The 17,888-nt window shown below is 70.8% G+C and carries 16 protein-coding genes and 3 tRNA genes; 5 read left to right on the forward strand and 14 right to left on the reverse strand.

Features of this window, described 5'->3' with window-relative positions:
• Positions 1 to 8: 8 nt before the first annotated feature.
• The 5 genes from ACFQRI_RS05520 to ACFQRI_RS05540 all read right to left on the reverse strand — a co-directional run bounded on the left by ACFQRI_RS05520 (position 9) and on the right by ACFQRI_RS05540 (position 3,685).
• Complete coding sequence (locus ACFQRI_RS05520; protein WP_380665124.1) at positions 9 to 443, reverse strand: cysteine dioxygenase; 435 nt, start codon at positions 441 to 443, stop codon at positions 9 to 11.
• Positions 444 to 530: 87 nt separating this feature from the next.
• Positions 531 to 698, reverse strand: a complete 168-nt coding sequence (locus ACFQRI_RS05525; RefSeq protein WP_380665126.1) for a putative leader peptide — start codon at positions 696 to 698, stop codon at positions 531 to 533.
• A 48-nt stretch (positions 699 to 746) separates the two neighbouring features.
• On the reverse strand, positions 747 to 1,856 hold the full coding sequence (locus tag ACFQRI_RS05530; RefSeq protein ID WP_380665129.1) for a cystathionine gamma-lyase: 1,110 nt from the start codon (positions 1,854 to 1,856) through the stop codon (positions 747 to 749).
• A gap of 64 nt (positions 1,857 to 1,920) precedes the next feature.
• Positions 1,921 to 2,928: an NAD(P)H-dependent glycerol-3-phosphate dehydrogenase gene (locus tag ACFQRI_RS05535; RefSeq protein ID WP_380665131.1), complete on the reverse strand. Its 1,008-nt coding sequence runs from the start codon at positions 2,926 to 2,928 to the stop codon at positions 1,921 to 1,923.
• The gene (locus tag ACFQRI_RS05540) at positions 2,915 to 3,685 is read right to left on the reverse strand and encodes a lysophospholipid acyltransferase family protein (protein WP_380665133.1); all 771 of its coding nucleotides are present in this window, start codon (positions 3,683 to 3,685) and stop codon (positions 2,915 to 2,917) included. Before ACFQRI_RS05540 ends, ACFQRI_RS05535 begins: the two co-directional genes overlap by 14 nt.
• Positions 3,686 to 3,773: 88 nt before the next feature.
• Here ACFQRI_RS05540 and cofC point away from each other — a divergent pair, with 88 nt between their 5' ends.
• From cofC to ACFQRI_RS05555, 3 genes are all read left to right on the forward strand, one after another.
• Entirely contained in the window at positions 3,774 to 4,409 is a 636-nt protein-coding gene (gene cofC / locus ACFQRI_RS05545) for a 2-phospho-L-lactate guanylyltransferase (RefSeq protein ID WP_380665135.1), read from the forward strand.
• Between the two features lie 161 nt (positions 4,410 to 4,570).
• Entirely contained in the window at positions 4,571 to 6,985 is a 2,415-nt protein-coding gene (locus ACFQRI_RS05550; RefSeq protein WP_380665137.1) for an RNA degradosome polyphosphate kinase, read from the forward strand.
• Between the two features lie 101 nt (positions 6,986 to 7,086).
• Entirely contained in the window at positions 7,087 to 8,007 is a 921-nt protein-coding gene (locus ACFQRI_RS05555) for an NUDIX hydrolase (protein ID WP_380665556.1), read from the forward strand.
• Between the two features lie 256 nt (positions 8,008 to 8,263).
• On the opposite strand, the gene ACFQRI_RS05560 is transcribed toward ACFQRI_RS05555, so the two are convergent.
• The 3 genes from ACFQRI_RS05560 to leuC all read right to left on the reverse strand — a co-directional run bounded on the left by ACFQRI_RS05560 (position 8,264) and on the right by leuC (position 11,304).
• Positions 8,264 to 9,040 (reverse strand): HU family DNA-binding protein, encoded by a 777-nt coding sequence (locus tag ACFQRI_RS05560; protein ID WP_380665139.1) that lies wholly within the window; start codon positions 9,038 to 9,040, stop codon positions 8,264 to 8,266.
• Positions 9,041 to 9,273: 233 nt separating this feature from the next.
• Positions 9,274 to 9,876, reverse strand: a complete 603-nt coding sequence (gene leuD / locus ACFQRI_RS05565; RefSeq protein ID WP_380665141.1) for a 3-isopropylmalate dehydratase small subunit — start codon at positions 9,874 to 9,876, stop codon at positions 9,274 to 9,276.
• Positions 9,877 to 9,900: 24 nt separating this feature from the next.
• Positions 9,901 to 11,304: a 3-isopropylmalate dehydratase large subunit gene (gene leuC, locus ACFQRI_RS05570; RefSeq protein ID WP_380665143.1), complete on the reverse strand. Its 1,404-nt coding sequence runs from the start codon at positions 11,302 to 11,304 to the stop codon at positions 9,901 to 9,903.
• Positions 11,305 to 11,392: 88 nt separating this feature from the next.
• Between leuC and ACFQRI_RS05575 the strand changes: the two genes are divergently transcribed.
• Positions 11,393 to 12,094 carry an IclR family transcriptional regulator gene (locus tag ACFQRI_RS05575; RefSeq protein WP_380665145.1) on the forward strand — a complete coding sequence of 234 codons (702 nt, stop codon included), beginning with the start codon at positions 11,393 to 11,395 and terminating at the stop codon, positions 12,092 to 12,094.
• Positions 12,095 to 12,225: 131 nt separating this feature from the next.
• On the opposite strand, the gene ACFQRI_RS05580 is transcribed toward ACFQRI_RS05575, so the two are convergent.
• The 5 genes from ACFQRI_RS05580 to gltX all read right to left on the reverse strand — a co-directional run bounded on the left by ACFQRI_RS05580 (position 12,226) and on the right by gltX (position 15,620).
• A tRNA-Glu gene (locus ACFQRI_RS05580) sits at positions 12,226 to 12,298 on the reverse strand.
• Positions 12,299 to 12,896: 598 nt separating this feature from the next.
• Positions 12,897 to 12,969 (reverse strand) — tRNA-Glu (locus ACFQRI_RS05585).
• 32 nt (positions 12,970 to 13,001) lie between these two features.
• Positions 13,002 to 13,073 (reverse strand) — tRNA-Gln (locus ACFQRI_RS05590).
• A 150-nt stretch (positions 13,074 to 13,223) separates the two neighbouring features.
• Entirely contained in the window at positions 13,224 to 13,985 is a 762-nt protein-coding gene (locus ACFQRI_RS05595) for an HAD family hydrolase (protein ID WP_380665147.1), read from the reverse strand.
• 129 nt (positions 13,986 to 14,114) lie between these two features.
• Positions 14,115 to 15,620 carry a glutamate--tRNA ligase gene (gene gltX / locus ACFQRI_RS05600; RefSeq protein WP_380665149.1) on the reverse strand — a complete coding sequence of 502 codons (1,506 nt, stop codon included), beginning with the start codon at positions 15,618 to 15,620 and terminating at the stop codon, positions 14,115 to 14,117.
• 103 nt (positions 15,621 to 15,723) lie between these two features.
• Here gltX and ACFQRI_RS05605 point away from each other — a divergent pair, with 103 nt between their 5' ends.
• A complete protein-coding gene (locus ACFQRI_RS05605) occupies positions 15,724 to 16,953 on the forward strand; it encodes an FAD-dependent oxidoreductase (RefSeq protein WP_380665151.1) in 1,230 nt (409 codons plus the stop codon).
• 64 nt (positions 16,954 to 17,017) lie between these two features.
• Here the strand turns inward: ACFQRI_RS05605 and ACFQRI_RS05610 are convergent, their stop codons facing one another.
• On the reverse strand, positions 17,018 to 17,800 hold the full coding sequence (locus tag ACFQRI_RS05610) for a fumarylacetoacetate hydrolase family protein (protein WP_380665152.1): 783 nt from the start codon (positions 17,798 to 17,800) through the stop codon (positions 17,018 to 17,020).
• Positions 17,801 to 17,888 lie beyond the last annotated feature (88 nt).

Genomic DNA, 17,888 nt, shown 5'->3' on the forward strand with positions numbered 1-17,888 from the left:
GCGCGGAATCAGCCGACTGGGCGGTTGGCGCGCTGCGGGCGGTAGACGTGGATGGTCACCGCCGGGTCCTCGCCGAGGTTGCTGACTTGGTGCGCGTAGTTCGGGCCGAAGACCCGGGACTGGCCGGCCACCAGGGAGTTCAGCAGCTCGGTGCCGTCGCGCCGCACGACGCGCTCGGTGAGGTTGCCGGACAGCACGGTGAACGCCCCGGTGGAGCCGCCGTGATCGTGCAGATCGGTGTGCTGGCCGGGCAGCCAGCTCAGCAGCCACGCCTCGTAGGCGTCGGTGCGGGCGAGCAGCCCGGCCCAGCGCTGGTCGGGGTCGTAGCGCAGCAGCGCGGCCCAGGAAGCGCGGTCGGCGGCGTACTCGCGGGCGACGCGCACCGGGTGCGCGATGGTCAGATCGGCGGGTGCGGCCACGGTGTTGGGCGGAACGGCGAACACGAGGAGTCCTTCGAAGATCGTGCGGATGCCCGGGGACGCGCGCGGACGCGCGGCATCAACCCGGGAGAGGAACGCTGAGCGGATCGATCAACACGAAGGACACGGACAGAGCGCGCTGGCGACGCGGCGAAGGTCGATGTGACCCCGTCGAACGGCAGTGGCGCTCTCAGACACGCCAGGAACTGAACCAGGCCCGCGCCGCGGCGTCAACTCCGCTGCGGGCGGGCCCGGCGGGACCGGTGATGAAGGTCGCACCCGGTCGGGTGGCGGGGAGCCCCGGAGCGCGGTTCCCCGCCGCTCCGCTCACGCGAGCGCGCGCAGCACGTCCGCGACCAGGTCGGCCGGGTCCTCGCAGCCGGCCGAGAAGCGGACGAAGCCCTCCGGGACCGGGTCGCCGAACTGGGCCCTGCGATCGGCGGTGCTGTGCACGCCGCCGAAGCTGGTCGCCGGCACGACGAGCTCGCTGCGGCGCAGGAACTCCTCCACCGCCGCGCGGTCCGGCAGCTCGAAGCGCAGCACCCCGCCGAAGCGGCGCATCTGGCGCGCGGCCAGCTCGTGCGACGGGTCCTTCGACCAGCCCGGCCAGCGCAGCCCGGTGACCTTCGGGTGCCCGTCGAGCGCGTCGACCAGCGCCGCGGCGTTCTCCGCCTGGCGGGCCAGCCGCAGGTCGAGAGTTCCCATGCTGCGGTGCGCCAACCAGGTCTCGAACGGCGCGGGGATCGCGCCGGAGAGCGTGCGCGCCCGCAAGAGCCGCTGCGCCAGCTCCTCGTCGCGCACCGAAACGTGCCCGAGCAGCAGGTCGCTGTGCCCCGACAGCGCCTTGGTGTCGCTGGCGATGACGATGTCGGCGCCCAGCTCCAGCGGGCGCTGCCCCAGCGGGGTGGCCGTGGTGTTGTCCACCGCCAGCAGCGCTCCCGCCGCGTGCGCCCGCGCGGCGAGCTCGGCGATGTCGCACACGTCGCCGCCCGGGTTCGACGGGGTTTCCAGCAGCACCAGGCGGGCGCCGGCGAAGACCTCGACGGTCCACGGCCCCGGCGTGGCGATCTCGCGCACCCGGAGGGACAGCTCGGCCATCTCGTCGGTCACGAACTGGCGCGTGGCGTAGTAGCCGTCCGAGGGCAGCACCAGCTTGTCGCCGACGCCCAGCAGCGCGCGCAGCACGGTGCTGATCGCGGCCATCCCCGAGGGCAGCAGCACGCAGTGGCCGCCGTCGAGGTCGCCGATCGCCGATTCCAGCGCGCGCCAGGTCGGATTGCCGGCGCGGCCGTAGAAGTCGCCGCTGGGCCCGGTCTCGCCCAGGTGGTACGGCGCGGCGAACACCGGTCCGGGCAGCAGCGGAGTGCCGCCCTCGGGAGCCGGATGTCCGCCGTGCACCACGCGGGTGCCGTCGCCGAATTCGCGTCCCTGATCCACTCTGGCCACTTCCCCACTCGATCTCGCGGTCCGGCCGCGGCGCACGCCGCGGTCGCCGGACCGATCACTCCGACTTGCGCTCGCGTCCCAGCAGCTCCGCCGCGGCGGGCCCGGGCTGCAGGTCCTCGTGGCACACCCGGTGCACCACGTCGGTGATGGGCATCTCCACGCCGCTCCGGGCCGCGAGCTCCCGGATCGACGAGCACGACTTCACGCCCTCGGAGACCTGCCCGTGCGCGGCCTCCTGCGCCTGCGCGAGGGTCTCCCCCCGCCCGAGGCGCTCCCCGAAGGTGCGGTTGCGCGACAGCGGGGACATGCAGGTGGCCACCAGGTCGCCCAGCCCGGCCAGACCCGCGAAGCTCATCGGGTCGGCGCCCAGCGCCACCCCCAGCCGCGTCGTCTCGGCCAGCCCGCGGGTGATCAGCGAGGACATCGTGTTGTGCCCGAATCCCAGGCCCACCGCCATGCCGCAGGCCAGCGCGATGACGTTCTTGCAGGCACCGGCGATCTCGATGCCGACCATGTCGGTGTTGGTGTACGGGCGGAAGTACGAGGTGGAGCAGGCTCGCTGCAGCGCCACCGCGCGCTCCTCGTCCGGGCAGGCGACCACCGTCGCGGTGGGCTGCCCGGCGGCGATCTCCTTGGCCAGGTTCGGCCCGGAGACCACCGCGACGTGCTCCATCGGCGCATCGGCGACCTCGGCGATGACCTGGCTCATCCGCTTGAGCGTGGACAGCTCGACGCCCTTGGACAGGCTCACCAGGGTTGCCTCGTCGGGCAGCAGCGGCTGCCAGCCCGCCAGGTTCTCCCGCAACGACTGGCTGGGCACCGCGAGCACCACGATCTCGGCGGCGTGCACCGCCTCGGCGGCGTCGCCGGTGGCGCGCAACCGTTCCGGCAGCTCGATGCCCGGCAGGTAGCCGCTGTTGAACCGGGTGTCGTTGATCTCGGCGGCGACCTCCGGCCGCCGCACCCACAGCGCCACGTCGTTGCCCGCGTCGGCGAGCACCTTGGCGAACGTGGTGCCCCACGAACCGCCGCCGAGCACGGCGATCCGCTCAGGCCTTGCCATGGCCGCCCTTGGGCTTGCGAGCCGGCGCGTAGAACTCCCTGGGCGGCTGCTCGTCGCGGATCTCGGCGAGCAGTTCGCGGACCCTGGCCATCGCCAGGTGCGAGACCTCGCGCAGCGCCTCGGCGTCCGGGTTGTCCGAGCGGTAGGCGGTCAGGTCCAGCGGCTCGCCGAAGACGTAGTGCACCGTCTTGCGCGGGAACGGCCGGAACTTCTTGTCGTAGTGGTCGTAGATGTCCCGGGTGCCCCAGCGGGCCGCGGGGATGACCGGGATGTCGTGGGTGAGCGCCAGCCGCGCGACGCCCGGCTTGGGGATCATCGGCCAGCCATCGGGGTCCTTGGTGATGGTCCCGTCCGGGTAGATCACGATGGCCTTGCCCGTCTTGAGCCCTTCGTGACCGGCCCGCAGCGCCTTCTGCGCGTCGGCGGTGCCCCGGTAGACCGGGATCTGCCCGGTGCCGGTGAGCACGTTCTTGACCAGCGGCAGGTTCCACAGGGTGTTCTTGGCCATGAACCGCGGCACCCGCCCGGAGCGGTGCACGGTGACCGCGTCGAAGATCGGGTCCAGGTGCGAGACGTGGTTGAGCACGATCAGCGCCGGACCGTCCTCCGGAATGCGCTCGTGCCCGCGCACGCGCACGGTCGACAGCAGCATGGTCAGCGGGTAGAAGACCCAGCGAGCCAGACCCAGCCAGAACTTGCCCATCCCGGCCACCTTCTCGTTCCTCCGCTGGCCCCGGAGGCTTCTCGGTTCAGCCACGGCAACTCCCTCTTCGGTCGCGAGCGCACGTCAAGTTACCCGCCTCCCGCGGCCGCGGTGACACCCAGGTTTGCCGCAAGATGGGCTGGTGACCGCCGACGACGCACCCGAGGACACCGGCGTGCACCTGCTGGTGCCGCTCAAACCGCTGCACCTGGCCAAGTCCCGCCTGCTGGCCGACCGGGCACCGGACGGGCACGCCGAGCTGGTCGCCGCGATGGCCCTGGACACGGTCACCGCGGCCGCCCGCGCGCCGGGCGTGGCCGAAGTCGTGGTGGTCTCCTCCGACCCGGTGCTCGCCGACGAGTTCTCCGCCATCGGCGTGGAAGTGCTGCCGGACCTCCCCGGGGCCGGGCTCAACGCCGCGCTGCGCCACGGCGACGAGCTGCTGCGCGCCCGCGGGGCGGCCCGGGTAGGCGCGCTGCAGGCCGACCTCCCGGCCCTGCGCCCGGCCGAGCTCGGCGCCGTGCTGGCCGCGGCGGGAACCGATCGCTCGTTCTGCCCCGACCTGACCGGCGGGGGAACCACTCTCCTGCTGGGCGAGCCGAAGATTCCCCTCGATCCGCGCTTCGGCCCGGACTCGGCGGCCGCCCACACCGCGACCGGGGCGAAAGCGCTGCTCGGGCCGTGGGAGTCGGTGCGCCGCGACGTCGACACCGCCGCGGATCTCACCGCCGCGGCCGAGCTCGGCCTCGGCCGGCGCAGCGCCGCGCGGCTGGCGTGAGGTGCCAGGAGAGCTCCCCTCCTCGCTCCACCGCGGCGAGCAGGGGAACCTTCCGCGCGCCCGGAATGGTGGAAAGGTTCCCTTCCGGCTGTTCACCAGCGATGACGACGGGTAGCCGAACGCGAAGTGAATGTCGCCAGCGCTCGATCTGAAACGGTTTGATGAGCGACAATGGCCGCGTGAGCACCGAGAGCAGCGACGGGTCGGCCCCGAAGCGGACCAGCAAGCGCACTTCGCCCGCCAAGTCGACCAAGTCGGCCTCGCAGGCGAGGTCGACGTCGGCCAAGTCGTCGAGCGAGACCGGCTCCCAGCCGGCCGCCGCCAAGCGCTCGAGCACCAACGGCGCATCGGGCGGCGGTTCCTCGTCCGGTCGCCGTTCGCCGCGGTCGGCACGCCGCACCGCCTCGGCGAACGGCAAGGTCGAGGAGCACGCCGCGGCCAAGGACGCCACCGCCGACGGCGCGCGGGTTCCGCAGGCGCCGCCCGCGGTCACGCGCGCCGCCGCGACCACCGACCTGCCCGACGACCGCTACCTCAACCGCGAGCTGTCGTGGCTGGACTTCAACGCGCGCGTGCTGGCGATGGGCGAGGACCGCTCGCAGCCGGTGCTGGAGCGGGCGAAGTTCCTGGCGATCTTCGCGTCCAACCTGGACGAGTTCTACATGGTGCGCGTGGCGGGGCTGAAGCGCCGCGAGGAGACCGGGCTGTCGGTGCGCAGCGCAGACGGGCTCACCCCGCACGAGCAGCTGGTGCGCATCGCCGCGCGCAACCAGGACCTGATGGAGAAGCTCAGCCGTGCGTTCACCGACGAGCTGCTGACGGAGCTGGAGGCCAACGGCATCCACATCCTCAAGTGGGCGGAGCTGGCCAACGCCGACCAGGCCAAGCTGACCCGCTACTTCGAGGACCACATCTTCCCGGTGCTCACCCCGCTGGCGGTGGACCCGGCGCACCCGTTCCCCTACATCTCGGGGCTGTCGCTGAACCTGGCGGTCACCGTCGCCGACCCGGACGCGGGCATCCGCCGCTTCGCGCGGGTGAAGGTGCCCGACAACGTTCCCCGGCTGATCCGGGTCGAGGCCGACCGCGAGGACGAGCGGGCCACCTTCCTGCCGCTGGAAGAGCTCATCGCCGCGCACCTGGACAAGCTGTTCCCGGGCATGCGCGTGGCCGAGCACCACATCTTCCGGGTCACCCGCAACGCCGACCTGGAGGTCGAGGAGGACCGCGACGAGGACCTCCTTCAGGCCATGGAGCGCGAGCTGGCCCGGCGCCGGTTCGGGCCACCGGTGCGGCTGGAGGTCACCGAGACGATGAGCGAGAACATGCTCGAACTCCTGCTGCGCGAGCTGGAGGTGGACTCGCACGACGTGGTCGAGGTGCGCGGGCTGCTCGACCTGTCCTGCCTGTTCCAGCTCGACAAGCTGCAGCGACCCGATCTCAAGGACGCCCCGGTCGTGCCGGCCACGCACCCCGCCTTCGCCGAGGGGCAGACCTCCAAGAGCATCTTCGCCACGCTGCGCGAGGGCGACGTGCTGGTGCACCACCCCTACGACTCGTTCTCCACCTCGGTCCAGCGGTTCATCGAGCAGGCCGCGGCCGATCCGCACGTGCTGGCCATCAAGCAGACGCTGTACCGCACCTCGGGCGATTCGCCGATCGTCAACGCGCTCATCAACGCCGCCGAGGCGGGCAAGCAGGTGGTCGCGCTGGTCGAGCTCAAGGCGCGCTTCGACGAGCAGGCCAACATCCAGTGGGCGCGCACCCTGGAGCGCTCCGGGGTGCACGTGGTCTACGGCCTGGTGGGCCTCAAGACGCACTGCAAGACCGCGCTGGTGGTGCGGCAGGAGGGATCCACCATCCGCCGCTACTGCCACCTGGGCACCGGCAACTACAACCCGAAGACCGCGCGCATCTACGAGGACCTGGGCATCCTCACCGCCTCCCCGGAGGTGGGCGCGGACCTCACCGACCTGTTCAACGTGCTCACCGGTTACGCCCGGCACGGCGACTACCGGCGGATCCTGGTGTCCCCGCAGGGCATCCGCACCGGCATCGTCGAGCGCGTGGAGGCCGAGATCGAGCGGGCCCGGCAGGGCCTGCCCTGCGGCGTGCGGATGAAGGTGAACTCGCTGGTCGACGAGCAGATCATCGACGCGCTCTACCGGGCCTCGCTGGCCGGCGTGCCGGTCAAGGTGGTGGTGCGCGGCATCTGCGCGCTCAAGGCCGGCGTGGAGGGGCTCAGCGACAACATCGAGGTGCGCTCGATCCTGGGGCGCTTCCTGGAGCACTCCCGGGTGTTCCACTTCGTCGGCATCGACGAGCACTGGCTGGGCAGCGCCGACATGATGCACCGCAACCTCGACCGCCGGATCGAAACCCAGGTCCAGGTCACCGATCCGCGCATCACCGCCCAGCTGGACGCGATGCTGGACTCCGCGCTGCACCCGTCGACCCGCAGCTGGGTGCTCAACGCCAAGGGCGACTGGGACGCCTCGCCTCAGGAGGGCGACGGCGAGCAGGTCCGCGACCACCAGACGGAGATGCTGCGCCTGCACGGCGCGAAGGTCTCCTGACCCGCAACGCCAGAACCACCCCGCAGCACAGGGAAAGATTCAGCTTGTCCGAGAACCTGCCGGCGTCCGACGTCGAAACCGCCGATCCCGCCGCGGCCCCGATCCGGGCCGCGGGCGCCGTGCTGTGGCGCGAGGGCGCCGAGGGGCCCGAGGTGGCGCTGGTGCACCGCCCCCGGTACGACGACTGGTCGCTGCCCAAGGGAAAGCTCGATCCCGGGGAGCTGGCCGCGCACGCGGCGGCCCGCGAGGTCGAGGAGGAGACCGGCTACGCCTGCGCGCTCGGCAGGCCCCTGCTCCGGGCGAGCTACCAGGTCGCCGGGCGCGCGGACGGGGCGCGGCCGAAGGTGGTCGACTACTTCAGCGCAGCGGTGCGCGACGGCGCGTTCGCGCCGAACGACGAAGTGGACGAACTGCGCTGGCTCACGCTCGACCGGGCCCGTGCGGCGCTGAGCTATCCGCAGGACGCGCGGGTGCTCGACGCATTCGCCGAGTCCCGCTCCGAGATCGCGACGGTTTTGCTCGTTCGGCACGCGAAAGCGGGTAAACGTTCCGAATGGGCCGGAGATGACGTGCTTCGTCCGCTTACCGAATCGGGCGAACGGCAACGAGATGCGTTGCATTCACTGTTGCCGTTGTTCGCCCCGTCCAGCGTCCATTCCGCGCCGCGAGTGCGCTGCGAACAAACCGTCGCCCCGGTCGCCGAAGACCTCGGAATCAAGATCGCGACCGAGGCATTGTTCTCCGAAGAGGGCTATTCCGCCGAACCGGATGCCGGGGTGCGGGCGCTGCTGAGCATCGCCGCGCGGGGCGGCACCGCGGTCGTGTCCAGCCAGGGCGGCGTGATCCCGGACCTGGTGGGCCGGTTGGCCGAGTCGGCCGGCCTGGACCTGGGCGAGGTGCACAGCCGCAAGGGCAGCGTGTGGTTCCTGAGCTTCCGGCAGGACACGCGCTCCGGGGGCAACGGCAGCGGACCGACCCCGCGGCTCGCAGCGGCCGAATACCTCGACGACCCGTTGCCCTGAGCCCGCTTCGGGCGCTGATCGCGCCGCTGAGCGGCGCGCGGGCTCGCACCCCGGGGAAGGGGCGGGGTGAGCCGGTCTCGGCGCTCTGCGGGCCGCTGAGGCCCGTTCTCCGCCGCGTCCTCGCAAACCCCGTCCCGCGGCCAAGCTCCTCGACCACCGGAACGGGCTTCGCGCTGTGAGCGGGCGGCGTCTACCCCAGCACGTGGTCAGGACGCCGCCCGCTCGGCCCACTGGTTCTCGCGGTGAGCGCGAGAGATCACTTCTTGGTGGACTTGCGCGTCGTCGTCGCCTTCTTGGCGGCCGGGCGGGTGGTCGTCTTGGCCGTCGACGCCTTGCTGGTCGAAGCCTTGGCGGTGCTGGCCCGCTTGGTCGTCGCCTTGGCCGTCGAAGCCTTGGCCGTGCTGGCCTTGCTGCCGGTGCTGGCGGTGGACGTCTTGCTGGTGGAGGCCTTCTTCGGAGCGGCCTTGGCGGTGCTGGCCTTGGCGGTCGACGCCTTGGTCGCGGCGGCCTTGGTCGTCGAGGCCTTGCTGGTGGAGGCCTTGGCGGTCGAAGCCTTCTTGGTGGCCGGGGCCTTGGCGGTGCTCGCCTTCGCCGTGGAGGCCTTGGCGGTCGAGGCCTTGGTAGTGCCGGCCTTGCTGGCGGTCGACGCCTTGCCGGTGGTGGCCTTCTTCGTCGTCGTGGTCTTCGACGCCGACGCGGTGCGCGTGGTCAGACCGCGCGTGGTGGCCGCCTTGGTGGTGGAAACGCGGGGGAGCTTGCGCTGCCCGCCCACGACTTCCTTGAACTGGGTGCCGGCGCGGAAGGCGGGAACGTTGGTCTTCTTGACCTTCACGCTCTCACCGGTGCGCGGATTGCGCGCGACCCGAGCCGCGCGAGCGCGCTTCTCGAAAACGCCGAAGCCGGTGATGTTGACCTTCTCGCCCTTGTTCACGTTGCGGACGATGATGTCAACCATGCTTTCCACGGCCTGGCTGGCGGTCTTCTTGTCGCCGATGCGGTCTGCCAGAGCCTCGATAAGTTGGGCCTTGTTCACTTCAGTCCCTCCCAGGACACAACAACGGCCCCGTTGGGCCGACTCAAAGTCAACGGTAAAGCCCCGAAGAAACAAATGCCATTCGCCACGCCTCCATTTTTCGTTGGCGCGTAGGCATTCGGGGCCCGGCAACGGGGTCCGCGCGGTGCTCGCGGCGACTGTTCGGTTGTTGGCCCGGGAGCGGGTTTTCCCTTGCGCGCCAAGGAAAAACCCGCTCACCGATCGAGTTCGCCTCAGCCCTGCGGGGCGGGCAGGGTGGCGGGCTTGAAAGTTGGCCGCCCGGCTTCAAAAGTGTCGATCGTCTCGGCGTGCCGGAGGGTCAGGCCGATGTCGTCGAGGCCTTCCAGCAGCCGCCAGGCGGTGTAGTCGTCGATGTTGAACGGCACGGTGAGGTCCTTGGCGTGCACGGTGCGTTGCTCCAGATCGACCGTCACCGAGGTCCCCGGCTCGTTCTCCAGCAGCTTCCACAGCAGCTCCACATCGGACTGCGCGACCTCGGCCGCCAGCAGCCCCTGCTTGCCCGCGTTGCCGCGGAAGATGTCGGCGAAGCGGCTGGAGATGACCACGCGGAAGCCGTAGTCGTTGAGGGCCCACACGGCGTGCTCGCGCGAGGAGCCGGTCCCGAAGTCCGGCCCGGCGACCAGCACGCTGCCGTTGGAGAAGGGTTCCTGATTGAGGATGAAGTCCTCGTCCCCGCGCCAGGCCGCGAACAGGGCGTCCTCGAAGCCGGTGCGCGCGACCCGCTTGAGGTAGACCGCGGGGATGATCTGGTCGGTGTCCACGTTGGACCGGCGCAGCGGGACGCCGACCCCGGTGTGCGTCTTGAACGGTTCCATCGTCTGCTCCTGGTGGTGGGCTCGTCAGTCGAGGTCTTCGGGCGAGGACAGGGTGCCGCGCACCGCGGTGGCGGCGGCCACCAGCGGCGAAACCAGGTGGGTGCGGCCGCCCTTGCCCTGCCTGCCCTCGAAGTTGCGGTTGGAGGTCGAGGCGCTGCGCTCGCCGGAGCTGAGCTGATCCGGGTTCATGCCCAGGCACATCGAACAACCGGCCGAACGCCATTCGGCGCCCGCGGCGGTGAAAATCTGGTCCAGGCCCTCGCTCTCCGCCTGCAGGCGGACCTTCATCGAACCGGGCACGACGAGCATCCGGGTGTCCGGGGCGACCTTGCGGCCCTCGAGCACGTCGGCGGCCGCGCGCAGGTCCTCCAGCCGCCCGTTGGTGCACGAGCCCAGGAAGACCGTGTCGACGGAGACCTCGCGCAGCGGGGTCCCCGCCTGCAAGCCCATGTAGGCCAAGGCCTTCTCGGTCGCCAGCCGCTCGCCCTCGTCGGCGATGCGCTCCGGGTCCGGCACGTTCTCGCCCAGCGGCAGGCCCTGCCCCGGGTTGGTGCCCCAGGTGACGAACGGGGTGAGCTCGTCGGCGTTGATGGTGACCTCGGCGTCGAACTCGGCGTCGTCGTCCGTGCGCAGGGTCCTCCAGTACTCCACCGCGGCGTCCCAGTCGGCGTCGCGCGGAGCGTGCGGGCGCCCCTCGAGGTACTCGAAAGTCGTTTCGTCCGGGGCGATCATGCCCGCGCGGGCGCCCGCCTCGATGGACATGTTGCAGATGGTCATGCGCGCTTCCATGGACAGCTGGCGCACGGCCTCGCCGCGGTACTCGAGCACGTAGCCCTGGCCGCCGCCGGTACCGATCTTGGCGATGACCGCGAGGATGACGTCCTTGCTCGTCACGCCCGGGCGCAGGGAGCCCTCGATGTTGACGGCCATCGTCTTGAACGGGCGCAGCGGCAGCGTCTGGGTGGCCAGCACGTGCTCCACCTCGGAGGTGCCGATGCCGAAGGCCAGCGCGCCGAAGGCGCCGTGGGTGGAGGTGTGGCTGTCGCCGCACACCACGGTGGTGCCGGGCTGGGTGAGCCCGAGCTGCGGACCGACGACGTGCACGATGCCCTGTTCGGCATCGCCCATCGGGTGCAGCCGGACGCCGAACTCCGCGCAGTTCTTGCGCAGCGTGTCGACCTGCGTCCGGGACACCGGATCGGCGATCGGCAGGTCGATGCCCGTGGTGGGCACGTTGTGGTCCTCGGTCGCGATCGTGAGATCCGGCCGGCGCACCGGGCGCCCGGCCAGGCGCAGCCCCTCGAAGGCCTGCGGACTGGTCACCTCGTGCACGAGGTGGAGATCGATGTAGAGCAGGTCGGGCTCGTGCCCCTCACCGTGGCGCACGATGTGCGCGTCCCAAACCTTCTCCGCGAGCGTTTTTCCCATCACTGCTCCCAGTCGAGCGCGCAAGACCCGGCAACGGGTCTTTCCCACAGAGTGGACTTCCCAGATATCGGGAAGTTAGTATCGGTACGTGGGACAGCATAGCGGCATCGGAGTACTGGACAAGGCAGTGGCCGTACTGCAGGCGGTGGCGACCGAACCCTGCGGGCTGGCGGAGCTGTGCGCGCGCACCGAACTGCCCAGGGCAACGGCCCACCGGCTGGCGGTGGGCCTGGAGGCGCACCGCATGTTGCGGCGCGGGTCGGACGGGCGCTGGCGTCCGGGCGCGGCGCTGGCTGAGCTGGCCGGTGGTGCGGTGGATCCGCTGCTGGAGGCGGCGTCCTCGGTCCTGCCCAAGCTGCGGGACGTCACCGGCGAGAGCGTCCAGCTCTACCGCAGGGACGGCATGCAGCGGCTGTGCATCGCAACGGCGGAGCCGCCGAGCGGTCTGCGCGACACGGTTCCGGTGGGCACTCCCCTGTCCATGACGGCGGGTTCGGGGGCGAAGGTCCTCGCGGCCTGGTCCGACCCGGCGACGCAGCGCGCGGTCCTGGCCGAGGCGGTCTTCGGCGAGCGCACGCTCATGGAGGTGCGCCGTCGCGGCTGGGCCCAGTCGGTGGCCGAGCGGGAGGCGGGCGTGGCGAGCGTCTCGGCTCCGGTGCGGGACGCGCAGGGGCAGGTCGTCGCGGCGATCTCGGTTTCCGGTCCGATCGACCGGATGGGCCGCAGGCCGGGTGCCCGCTGGGCGGCCGATCTGCTGGCGGCGGCGGAGGGGCTGCAGAACAGGCTCTAGTCCGGCGCGCGGGTCGGGAACCGCGCACCGGGTGTCACGCGGTTCCCGGCCGAACTCGCGCCCCGTCCGGGGCTGGACGGGGCAGCACGAGAAAGGGCCCGACCTGCCGGAGCAGGTCGGGCCCTTCGACGTAGTCCCGACGGGATTCGAACCCGCGCTACCGCCTTGAGAGGGCGGCGTCCTAGGCCGCTAGACGACGGGACCGCGCAACGGGGACAACTATACACACGGGCCCACCCCGGGAGAAAACCACCCCGCCATCCCCCGCACCGACCTCACTGACCAGCGAAGACCCAAAATCAACCCCGACTCACCACCCCACAACCCGACCGAACCCCACCATTGTGATGACTGCAACAAATCAAACCAAGAAGAACGCCATTCCGATGAAGAAACCAAAACCCACCCCAACAAAAGCAAAAACCCACAACCCCAACCCACGAAGCCAAGACCCCAACCCCAAACCCCGATGCGCGAAGCGCGAGACCCCCGCGATGCGCGAAGCGCGAGCCCCAACCGACGCGCGAAGCGCGAGAACCGACACGAAGCCCGACCCGACGCGCGAAGCGCGAGCCCCAAGCCACGAACGAAGCCCCAGCAAAGCCCCCAGCCCAGCAAGAGCCGACCAAGGCCCCAGCCGCGACGCTGGTCAACAACCCAGGCCGGGAACGCCCCGCCAAGCGAGGAGCAGCCCCCAGAGCAACCACCGCACCGTAGGGGGCTTGGGGGAGTCGCTCCCCCAATACGAACACGAAAAGGACCCCCGTCTGCGCATTCCGCAGACAGGGGTCCTCCATCCTTGTAGTCCCGACGGGATTTGAACCCGCGCTACCGCCTTGAGAGGGCGGCGTCCTAGGCCGCTAGACGACGGGACCACGCCTGAGAGATCACCTGAGCGACTCTCTCGCTGGGGTACCAGGACTCGAACCTAGACTAACTGAACCAGAATCAGTCGTGCTGCCGATTACACCATACCCCATTATGTCGACCGGCCAGCTTTCCCTTCCGCCGATCTCCGTGGAGTTCGGTTTCCGGATCGCTGTCCGCGCCGTTGGTGAATATATTAGACCACCGCCGGAAGGCCCTCTGCACGGGGGGTCGATTTCTGAATTTTCGCAGGTGACGCCGCTTATCGCGCGGCCAGGAGATGATCGGGGCCGCAGGCGGTGCCGAGCACCAGGTCGGCGACGAGGAGTTCGGGGAGCTCGTCGAGCCCGGTGATGGTAGGCACGTCGGCGTTCTCGCCCGGCTCGCCGTTCCGGTTGAGCCAGACGCCGTGCAGGCCGGCGCGGGCGGCGCCCTGCGCGTCGGCGCCGAGCCGGTCGCCGACGTGGACCACCTCGCCGGGCGGCAGGTCGAGGCGCTCGCACGCGGCGCGGAAGATCCGCGGGTCGGGTTTGGCGATTCCGATGTCGCCGGAGACGACGACGGCGTCGAAGTCGGCGGCCAGTCCGAGGGCGCCGAGCTTCGCGCGCTGGTAGTCGCCGGGGGCGTTGGTGACAACGGCGAGCTTGAGGCCGCTGGCGGCCAACCAGTCGAGGCAGGGCCGCACGTCGTCGAACAGGCGCCAGGCGCGCTGCATGGCGGCCATCCGGCGGGCTTCGCGGCGCGCGGCTTCGGCGCCGCCGAGGGTTTCGCCGAACGCGGCGAAGAAGGCCTGGGTGCGCTCGACGCACATGGTGTCGAATCCGACCTCGCCGGTGAGGTAGCGCGCGTAGTGCTGGTCGGTGACGCGCTGCCAGACCGGCCAGGCGCGGTCGGTGCCGAGCAGCTCCCGCAGGGCGGTGCGCGATGCGCGCTCGCCGTCGAGGAGGGTCTCGTCGAGGTCGAGGCACACGGCCTTGATGCCGGCAGGCGCGGGATTGCGGGAAGCGTCAGGCGCGAACGTCACTCCGCGAGGTTAGGTGCTGACGCATCGCGTCCGACTCGTCCATCACGGTGATAGTTGCGAGGAAAAGCGGAACCCGGTGCAACCGGATCCCGCTTTCCTTCCGTCTTGGCAGTTGGCTCGAAGTCTCGATCAGCCGCGCGCCTTGCGCAGCCGGGCCAGCGAGACGTCGCGGCCGAGCAGCTCCATGGACTCGTACAGCGGCGGCGACACGGTGCGGCCGGTCACGGCCACGCGGACCGGCGCGAAGGCCTTGCGCGGCTTGATGCCCAGGCCGTCCACCACGGCGGCCTTGAGGACCCCCTCGATGGCCTCGGTGGTCCACTCGGGCAGCACCTCCAGCGCGGAGACGGCCGCGTCGAGCACCGGCATGGCGTCCTCGCCGAGGGCCTTGTCGGCCGCGGCCTGCTCCGGTTCGAAGTCCTCGCCGGCGAACAGGAAGCCCATCATGCCCACCGCGTCGGAGAGCACGATCAGCCGCTCCTGCACCAGCGGTGCGGCGGCGCGCACGGTGGCCAGCTGCTCGTCGGTCGGCTGCGCGGGAAGCACGCCGCCGTCGATCAGGTAGGGCACGATCCGCTCGACGAAGTCGTCCGGCGCGAGCGCGCGCAGGTGCGCCGAGTTGATCGCGTCGGCCTTCTTCTGGTCGAAGCGGGCCGGGTTGGAGCTCACCCTGCCGATCTCGAAGTTCTCGACCATCTCGTCGATGCCGAACACGTCGCGGTCCTCGGAGATCGACCAGCCCAGCAGCGCCAGGTAGTTGAGCAGGCCTTCGGGCAGGAAGCCGCGGTCGCGGTGGTGGAACAGGTTGGACTGCGGGTCCCGCTTGGACAGCTTCTTGTTGCCCTCGCCCATGACGAACGGCAGGTGGCCGAACTCGGGCGTGAAGTCGGTGACGCCGATGCGCTGCAGCGCCTCGTAGAGCGCGATCTGCCGCGGGGTGGACGACAGCAGGTCCTCGCCGCGCAGCACGTGGCTGATCCGCATCAGCGCGTCGTCGACCGGGTTGGTCAGGGTGTAGAGCGGGTCGCCGTTGCCGCGCACCAGCACCGGGTCGGGGATGCTGCCCGCCGGGAAGCTGATCTCGCCGCGCACCAGGTCGGTGAAGCTGATGTCGCGGTCGGGCATCCGCAGCCGCAGCACCGGGGTGCGGCCTTCGGCGCGGAAGGCCCGCTTCTGCTCATCGGTGAGGCCGCGGTCGAAGTTGTCGTAGCCGAGCTTGGGGTCGCGGCCCGCGGCCCTGTGCCGCTCCTCGACCTCGGCGGGGCTGGAGAAGGCCTCGTAGAGCTCACCGGCTTCGAGCAGGCGCCGGGCGACGTCGTCGTAGATGTCGCGCCGCTCGCTCTGCCGGTAGGGGCCGTGGTCGCCGCCGACCTCGGGGCCCTCGTCCCAGTCGAGCCCCAGCCAGCGCAGCGCGTCGAGCAGCGCCTCGTAGGACTCCTCGCTGTCGCGGGCGGCGTCGGTGTCCTCGATGCGGAACACGAGTTTGCCCTTGTTGTGCCGGGCGAACGCCCAGTTGTAGAGGGCGGTGCGGATGAGGCCGACGTGCGGCGTTCCGGTCGGCGATGGGCAGAACCGGGCACGAACGGGCCGGTTCGCCGCTTCCTTGGCTGCGTCTTCGCTGGCTGGCGTGCTCATAACGGATTCAAGCCTAGCCAGTCGCACCGGAGGCTTGACGGCCGCACCCGCCAGGTGCATGCTGAAGTTATTCAACAGGCGTTGAAATCTGGAGGGGATCGCGATGGAGCGGACCACGTGCCTCGTCGTCGGCGGCGGGCCCGCCGGCATGGTGCTGGGGTTGCTGCTGGCCAGGTCCGGCGTCGACGTGACGGTGCTGGAGAAGCACGGGGACTTCCTGCGCGATTTCCGCGGCGACACGGTGCACCCCACAACGCTGCAGCTGCTCGACGACCTCGGCCTGGCCGAGCGGTTCGCCGAGCTGCCGCAGCGGCGCCTGGACAAGGTGCAGCTGCCGCTGGGACCCGGCGGCGAGCTGTTCACCGTGGGCGACTTCGGCAAGCTGTCGATCAAGCACAACTACATCGCGATGGTCCCGCAGTGGGACTTCCTGGACATGCTCGCCGAGGAGGGCAAGGGCGAACCGCGCTTCGCGCTGCGGATGAACACCGAGGCGACCGAGCTGATCCGGGAGAACGGCCGGGTCAACGGCGTCCGGTACCGCACCGCCGACGGCGAGAGCGGCGAGCTGCGCGCGACCATCACCGTCGCCTGCGACGGGCGGAAGTCCTTCGCGCGGGAACTGCCGGAGCTGGGGCTGCGCGACTTCCCCACGCCGATGGACGTGCAGTGGTTCCAGGTGCAGCGCAAGCCCGAGGATCCGGCGGGGGCGATCGGGTCGATCCGCGAGAGCAAGTTCCTGGTGCAGATCGACCGGGGCGAGTACTTCCAGATGGCCTCGATCATCGAGAAGGGCACGGACTCGGCCGAGCGCAGCAGGCCGATCGAGGAGTTCAACTCCGCGCTGGTGCGCCAGGTGCCGTGGCTGGCCGACCGCGAACCGGTGCGGAGCTGGGACGACGTGAAGGTGCTGCACGTGACGCTGGACCGGCTGCGCAAGTGGCACGTGCCGGGCCTGCTGTGCATCGGCGACGCCGCGCACGCGATGTCCCCGGTCGGCGGCATCGGCATCAACCTCGCGGTGCAGGACGCGGTCGCCGCCGCGCGCCACCTCGCCGAGCCGCTGCGCAGCGGTCGGCTGCGGCGCAGGCACGTCGCGGCGATCCAGTGGCGCCGCTGGCCGACGACGGCGCTGCTGCAGCGCTTCCAACGGCTCATCCACGACAACGTGGTCGCACCTGCCCTGCGCGGCGAGATCGACTTCGGGCGGCCGGCCCGTCCACCGCTGCCCGTCCGGGCCATCTCCCGGCTGCCGTTCCTGCGCAAGATCCCGCCGTACGTGCTCGCCTACGGCGCGATCAAGGAGCGCCCGCCGAAGTCCGCTCTCCGATGACCCCGCGCTCGCGCGAGATCGGCACCCGGTCGCCCTCGGCCGGGTGCCGATCTCGGGAGCGCCCTCAGGCCTGCTGGGCCGGGTTGGTCAGGGCGCCGAGACCGTCGATGGCCACGGTGACCTTCTGACCGTCGGTCATCGGCCCCACGCCCGCCGGTGTGCCGGTGAGGATCACGTCGCCCGGCAGCAGGGTCATCACCCGCGAGATCCAGGAGACCAGGCCGCCGACGCCGTGCAGCAGCTGCGAGGTCCGGGCGTCCTGCTTGACCTCGCCGTCGAGGTCGGTGCGGATCGACGCGTCGGCCGGGTCGAACTCGGTGTCGATCCACGGCCCCAGCGGGCAGAAGGTGTCGTAGCCCTTGGCCCTGGTCCACTGGCCGTCGGCCTGCTGCTGGTCGCGGGCGGTGACGTCGTTGGCGATGGTGTAGCCCAGCAGCACCTCGGTGCCGCGGGCCTCCGGGACGTCCTTGCACGGCTGCCCGACGACCGCGGCGAGCTCGCCCTCGAAGTCCACCCGCTCGGAGTTCGACGGCAACTTGATCGGCGAGTTCGGACCGGTGACCGAGGTGGAGGGCTTCATGAAGATCACCGGGTTCTCCGGCGGCTCCGAACCCATCTCGCGCGCGTGGTCGGCGTAGTTCTTGCCGACGCAGATGACCTTGGTCGGCAGGATCGGGGCGAGCAGCCGGACGTCGGCCATCGGCCACTTGCGCCCGGTGTAGGTGGGCTCGCCGAAGGGGTGCTGATCGATCTCGACCGCGACGATCTTCTCCCGCGGCGCGGCCGGATCCGGCTCCAGCGCGACGAACGACACCCCGTCGGAGTGGGCGACACGAGCCAAACGCAAGGCAAAACCTCCGGAATTCGACGTGGGACAGGCGGCGGCCGTCCACCTAGAACATACTTCGCACCACCGCCCAGCAGCGCGTTCGGGT

The sequence above is a fragment of the Saccharopolyspora griseoalba genome, from assembly GCF_042665275.1.
GTDB lineage: Bacteria > Actinomycetota > Actinomycetes > Mycobacteriales > Pseudonocardiaceae > Saccharopolyspora > Saccharopolyspora griseoalba.

Coding starts and splice junctions, on each gene's coding strand:
- leuD (WP_380665141.1), bottom strand. CDS start 9,876: ATGGAACCGTTCAAGACGCACACCGGGGTCGGCGTCCCGCTGCGCCGG.
- ACFQRI_RS05535 (WP_380665131.1), bottom strand. CDS start 2,928: ATGGCAAGGCCTGAGCGGATCGCCGTGCTCGGCGGCGGTTCGTGGGGC.
- ACFQRI_RS05605 (WP_380665151.1), top strand. CDS start 15,724: ATGGAGCGGACCACGTGCCTCGTCGTCGGCGGCGGGCCCGCCGGCATG.
- leuC (WP_380665143.1), bottom strand. CDS start 11,304: ATGGGAAAAACGCTCGCGGAGAAGGTTTGGGACGCGCACATCGTGCGC.
- gltX (WP_380665149.1), bottom strand. CDS start 15,620: ATGAGCACGCCAGCCAGCGAAGACGCAGCCAAGGAAGCGGCGAACCGG.
- ACFQRI_RS05550 (WP_380665137.1), top strand. CDS start 4,571: ATGAGCGACAATGGCCGCGTGAGCACCGAGAGCAGCGACGGGTCGGCC.